The 246-nt window shown below is 50.8% G+C and carries 1 protein-coding gene; it reads right to left on the bottom strand.

All coding sequences use genetic code 11. From position 1 onward, the window contains the following. Positions 1-246, bottom strand: a 246-nt coding sequence (locus ABLQ08_RS32760) for an FG-GAP repeat protein (protein WP_352950930.1), incomplete at both ends; no start/stop codon positions are given.

Genomic DNA, 246 nt, shown 5'->3' with positions numbered 1-246 from the left:
TGTCTGAAATGCGCCAGCTAATATGACACCACTTTCCGTGATGGAAACGGACGTCCCCAAGAAGTCTGCATTCGTGCCGTCTGAAGCCGTAAGTTTCTGCTCGGAATAACCACCGTTGCCATCTGGTGTGTAGATATAGACAGCGCCATTCTCACCGTTGTCGCCATAAGCACCAACCGCGATTACACCATTTTCACCAATGTCTACATAACGACCAAACCGGTCGTTGGCAGCGCCATCAGAAGC

The organism is Roseibium sp. SCP14, from assembly GCF_040329475.1.
In the GTDB taxonomy this organism is placed as follows: Bacteria; Pseudomonadota; Alphaproteobacteria; order Rhizobiales; family Stappiaceae; genus Roseibium.
The sequence above is the reverse complement of the archived record's forward strand: the minus strand, read 5'-3'. Positions and strand labels throughout refer to the sequence as shown.